Annotated in this window: 4 protein-coding genes; all 4 read right to left on the reverse strand. The window is 66.1% G+C overall.

Annotation, left to right across the window (positions count from 1 at the left end; translation table 11 throughout):
- Positions 1-873, reverse strand: an 873-nt coding sequence (locus VFW69_RS01735; RefSeq protein WP_526497533.1) for an MFS transporter, incomplete at its 3' end; no start/stop codon positions are given.
- Positions 874-908: 35 nt separating this feature from the next.
- Positions 909-1,457 (reverse strand): hypothetical protein, encoded by a 549-nt coding sequence (locus VFW69_RS01740; protein ID WP_526497535.1) that lies wholly within the window; start codon positions 1,455-1,457, stop codon positions 909-911.
- A gap of 1 nt (position 1,458) precedes the next feature.
- A complete protein-coding gene (locus VFW69_RS01745; protein ID WP_526497537.1) occupies positions 1,459-2,847 on the reverse strand; it encodes a molybdopterin-dependent oxidoreductase in 1,389 nt (462 codons plus the stop codon).
- Between the two features lie 732 nt (positions 2,848-3,579).
- Positions 3,580-4,911, reverse strand: a complete 1,332-nt coding sequence (locus VFW69_RS01750; protein WP_526497539.1) for a PPE family protein — start codon at positions 4,909-4,911, stop codon at positions 3,580-3,582.
- Between the last annotated feature and the right edge of the window lie 7 nt (positions 4,912-4,918).

Here is a 4,918-nt window from a genome sequence, read left to right on the forward strand (position 1 = left end):
AGGCGAGTTCAGCTGATCGGTGAGCGCCAGCAACAACGTGACCACCGTCGCCGCGACCGCGATTATCCTTATCGGCCGCATTCGTGAACCGACGCGGTCTGACCATCGGCCGGCTGCGATGCGGGCCAGCGCGGCGACCACCTGCGAGGCGGCTAGTAGCACACTGGCCAATCCGATCGACCAACCATGCTTGCCAACCAACCAGACCAGCATGAACGTCAAGATCACATTCTGCGGCACCACCAGCAGCGCCGAAGCCAGGTGAATGCGCGATAGCACTGCCGGCCCGCGGTACGGATTGACCAATTCGGAATCGTCGGCCGCAGCTCGTGTCGGGCGCGGCGGGTCGAGCACGCCCAGAGCGCTGGCAACCGCCGACCCGGCGCACGCCGCGGCGGCGAAGAAAAGCGCCAGCGAGAAGTCGTGTTTGCCTAGCTCGGGAAGCACCAAGGCAGCTAACCCGATTCCCAGCGGTTGCGCCGTCTGCCGGATTCCCATCACCACACCCTGCTGGTCGGCTCGGAACCAGCCAGTGACGAGCCGCCCGCTGGCCGTGATGCTGCTGGCGGCGGCCATGCCGCCGAGGAATAAAAACACCCCAACCGCCAGCATGGAGTGAGCCGACGCCGCGCCGAAACCCGCGGCCGCGGTCAGCGCCAAGCCCACCGTAAGCACGATTCGCTCGCCGATAATGTCCAGCAGGTAGCCCCAGCCGATCAGCGTGACAACCATGCCCATGCTTGGCATCGACGACAACAGTGTCGCTTCTTCCAGACCGATGTGGCGCTGGGCGTCCAACGCGGGGATCAGGAAAGCGACACCGTTGATGAAGACGGTGGCGGACAGCGTCGCGGCCAGCGATATAGCGAGCATTGACCAGCGCCTCGCGCTGCTGATCGATTCCATCGTCACCTTTCCGGAAATTTCACAACAGCTCCGCTGCAGGGATGGTCGTCGACCCGACCGGTCCGGTGAGTCGTCGCGAGTCGAAGCGCATAGACCAGCGCGCTTATGGTGAACATCGCTGCCGTGAGCAGGAGCCAGCGGCCGAGGAAGGGTTGCTGCGTCAGCCCCGTATCGGCGTGATAGAGCGGCGCGCCCTGTTTGATGATGCCGGGAAAGAAAATAAGCAATAGCAACCCTGAGCCCAGTGCGGGCACCCGCAGGTAGTTACGCGGCGAAACGCGGAATCCGCCGCGGCGGCCAGGCCGCCCCGGCATGCTCAGGAGTCGGTCTGCCAGAGCGTAGATCGGGAACAGCAGGAGGTCGTGGGCTACGAATGCCGCGGTGAGCCAGAGCGCGATCGAGTGCCACCAGCTCCCCTCTGGCTTCCACAGCGTCGCCGGTCCGGCGGTGATGACGAGGTAGCCCAGCAGCGCGAAGCCGGCCAACATCGTCAACAAGTGCAGCGGATGGGATCCGTAGAAGCCGCGAAAGCGCGCCAGTAGTGTTGACATCTCAGCTTGCCTCGAAGTCGATTGATTCGATCCACTTGGTGTTGTGCACTCCAGGCAGCCCGGGGACGATGATCCGCGCCGGATAGCCGTGATCTAGCGACAAATCCGCGCCGTTTACCTGAAGGGCCAGCAGTGCCTCTGGATGACTGATCTGGTTGTGTGCCAGCGTGGCGTGGTTGAAATAGCCCACGCGGCCAAGTGATTTCACCGTTGCCGAATGCGGCGCCCGCACTCCGGCCTGCGCGGCCAGGTCAGCCAGCCGCACCCCGCTCCATGCCTGGACGGTCGACCAGCCCTGGACACAGGCGATCGGCAGCCGCGCGGTGTGTTGGCGCATCGCGCACAGCATGGGCCGGTCCAGCACCACTGGGGCCGGGCCGCCACGCAGGGTGAGGCGCCATCCCTCGCCGGTGCTGTCGGGATCGATGCCGACCCCTTGGGCCGTCTTGTTGATTCGGAAGTCGTTGGGCCCGTGACCAGTTCGGTCACCGGGTGGAAGCATCAGCGGAAGGCGCCGGGCGATTCCCCCGACCGTCTGGCCCGCGGTGACCAGGGCCGTCAGCAGCACGCCACCGCCGACCAGCGCGAGCGCGCCACGGCGGCTCAGTGTCGGGGGCCCTGGATCGGCGGCGACCATCCCGTGCGCACCGGGAGGCTCCGGCTGAGTATCAGAACGGCTGGCACGCAACACTTCTCGCATCGAGCGGGATCGCAACCCGTCCACCATTCGGGGAATCTTGAGAGTCGTGTGAACTACGAACCCAGCGATGAACACCCAGGCACCGTAGTAGTGGGCGGTGAAAAAACTGAACCCGTAAAGGTAGTCGTATTGGATGTAAAGGATTCCGGTGACAATCTCGAACAGGATTCCTCCGACCAACATGGCCAGCGAAACTCGTTCGAGCACCTGAGCTATCGAACGCGCCGGCGGCCACGTGAACAGCTTGGGAATCACCGACCACAGTTTGGCCAGCACAACCGGGATCAGCACCAGGCCCAGCCCGACGTGTAAGCCCTGGCTGAGTCGATATATCCACGACGGGCGGGTCGGCCAGTCAAATGTCGGCAATTTAAGCCACCCCACATTGGTGGGCAGTGCCGTGCCGAACTGCGGCGCATAGGCGATGTAAGACAGCAACCCGGTCAAGATGACAACCGGCAGCGTGACCAGCAGAACCCCGCCGAACACCGAGGTCAGCCACAATCCACGCAGCGGGCTGCGCCACCGCTGCAATCGGTCAAGACCGGGCGGGCGACGGCGATCCAGTCCGCGCCACAGCCAGCCAGGGAAACCGTAGCCTGCCACATCGGTCGACTCACGTTGCGGACCCGATTTGCGGCCGGCCGGCCGAAACCCGCTCACGTCGCTGACCACGGCGTAGCGCGCCATCGATTGCCGATCCGGCGCAATGTCAAACCCCCTTCGTACAGCTGTCGCGACAACGCCGTCGTAAGTAGTTCGGAGCAGATCAGCCGCTGGACGGACTACGGCTCTCGGTTAGACGGCAACCCGCCACCGCGTACCCCTAAATCAATGCGGCAACCTGGTTTCGCTGTCGTTTCTGCCGTAGGCGTTTCACCGTTTGCCTTTTCAACCGGTCGGCCGCGCCGACCCACCAGGCGCAAGGCGGCTCCTCTGCTTATCGGACCCGCAAGCCTTCGCCAGCAGCTCACAGTGCTGGTGACCGAGGGTCCACCGCGGCGGACCCGATTAAGCCACCGGGCTCGGTGAGCCATCGAGGGCGCGGCGCGCCGTGTCACAAGCGCGGCACATCGAGCTAATGCGCGCTGGAAACCCCCTGCTGTATTCCCCGGCGGATCTCATGCGTTGAAGTCGGACCCCCGGCCGGGACGCTCTGGCTGCAGCTACAACTGAGGGCGCCGTAGGGATTGGGGTCACCGCCACTCGGGCTCGGATCGGCGCCCGCGCGCGTCGCCGCCGAAGCGCCGAACGCCACGAGTAAAGCAGCGCATATCACCGCTTTTATTGTGAAAGCCAACGGATTTCGGATCGGCAGCCGGCGCCGCCGTGACCAGTGTGGCTCGGGTAGGGGCATTGCGATTTCCTTTGGAGTCGACGCGCATGTACACCCTTTGACGACGTGGTGACCGGGCCGGTGCATTACCCGGCCACCGGCGAATGCGGAATCAGCGATACGCGCAAGCCGACGCGCTGAACCGCACCCTCGGACTCGCGACCGACCATGCCGCCCAACGGCAGCTTGGACACCGTCGTGCCGGGTGACGGCGCGGGTGCTGCGGCCCAGCCACCCGGCATGGCGCCGCCGTGGAAAGCCTGCAGCGGGGTGACCGACGAAACCGTTGCCGCCCAGCTCGGCGGTACGGACAAGGTGCTAAGAGAGCTGGCTTGTCCCACGCTCGCCGAGGCGCCCTGACCCAATCCCGCCAGCGGCTCGAGGTTTCCCAACCCAGCCGCGGCGCCCGCGCCTCCCATGCTCGCGATTCCGGCGCTGCCCTCGGCGCCCAAGATGGAACCGGCGCCCGCTTCATCTAGTGCCAATCCCTGGTAATCCAGATCGAGGCCATAGAGGTCTATGCCGATTCCACCGCCGTCGGCGATCAGGCCGGCGCCGTCGGCGCCGTAACCGGCCGCCTCGGATGCCAGGCCGGCCGCCGCTCCGTCCGCCGCGGGTGCGGCAGCGAGCGCCGAGGTCAGTCCCGAGGCCGCGCCCACTCCGGTGCTCGCGCTCTTTGTCGCACCCTTGCCCGAGGCGCCGGTCAAACTCGACAGTGAACTGAGTGGGGCGGAGGCCCCCGACGACCCCAGCGACGCTCCCGTCCCCATCGCCGCCTGCGACAGACCGGCGCTCGAGGATGAGCCGGGCGTCGAGAGGCTTTGCAGAGTCTGGGGCACCGCCGAGGCCCACTGTGTCGTCGTTGACTGTGCGCTACTACCGGATTGGGCTGCCGCATGGGTGACGGCGCCGATTTGGCCGGTGAGGCCGGCCGGATTGGTCGACTGCGGCGGCGCCGCTACCGGTGAAAGTCTAGACGCCGCGGCGGAATTGGCGGCGTAGCTGTACATCGCGGTGGCGTCCTGGGCCCACATCTCGCTGTACTCGGCCTCGGTCGCCATGATGGCCGGGGTGTTCTGGCCGAAGATATTTGTCTGAATCAACGCCAGAAGCCCAGCGCGGTTGGCCGCGATCAGCGGAGGTGGCACCGTCATCGCGTACGCGGTTTCGAATGCTGCGGCGGCAGCCGTGGCCTGCGTTGCCGCCTGCCCACATTGCTCGGCGGTCGCGGTCATCCACCCTATGTAGGGCATCACCGCTGCGGCCATCGACATCGACGCCGGCCCTGACCAGGACTGGTCGGTGAGGGTCGCGACTACGGTGTAGTAGCCGCTGGCGCCGTCCGTCAGTTCGGCGGCCAACGACTCCCATCCCGCGGCGGCAGCCAGCAGGGTCGTCGGCCCGGTCCCCAGGTACATCCGAGCG

It is taken from the genome of Mycobacterium sp., assembly GCF_036273375.1.
GTDB lineage: Bacteria > Actinomycetota > Actinomycetes > Mycobacteriales > Mycobacteriaceae > Mycobacterium.